Annotated in this window: 1 pseudogene; it reads right to left on the minus strand. The window is 43.8% G+C overall.

The features are described 5' to 3' along the window. Positions 1-201 precede the first annotated feature (201 nt). A pseudogene (locus AN394_RS22105) lies at positions 202-690 on the minus strand (hypothetical protein); the annotation flags it as partial.

Genomic DNA, 690 nt, shown 5'->3' on the forward strand with positions numbered 1-690 from the left:
AACTTGCCGAAGCTCGGCAACATTGATAGTGTGATTACGTCAAAATCGCTTGGTACTTATACCGTCAGTATCCCTTGGTAATCACACTAGTACATGGGGAGGAGTCCATACATCTGCTACAGACTCCTATCTCGCACCTAGTATCTCGAAACTCGCTAACTTTCCCCTTTCGCCTTGTAGCTAGCAACTCACACCCGTTACCTACAACTTCGTTACCCACCCGTACTCACCATGGCTTTGAAATTTGTAGCTTTGATTACCGGTATCAAATTGGCCTTGTAGGGTGTTTTCTGTGAGAGTCATCACGGCTTGATGACCTGTTTTAGTTTGATCATTGACCTTGCCAAATACACTTCTATCGCCATTGCTGGCTTCGATGATGTTACTAATTTCGACGGTGTAACTGAGGTATTCGTCGATCACTAAAATAAAGTGATCGCCAGGTTGTAGGGTTTTTAGGGTGTCTAAATCAAATTCGCTGAATGCGGTGTTTGCTAATTGGTCAGGTAAACGGCCTTGTTTGTATAGGTAATCGTGCGCATGATTAGATAGCTGATTAAGTGGCGCAGTTAAGTTCACAATGGGCTGTGGGGCTATTTGATCGGCTTCTGCTTTGTAAGAGGCAACAAACTGCTGTGTGCTTGGTTTTGTTTTAAAACCATCACTTTGAATATGCCACTCATTCAGTGC

The sequence above is a fragment of the Pseudoalteromonas sp. P1-26 genome (assembly GCF_001401795.1).
Taxonomy (GTDB): domain Bacteria; phylum Pseudomonadota; class Gammaproteobacteria; order Enterobacterales; family Alteromonadaceae; genus Pseudoalteromonas.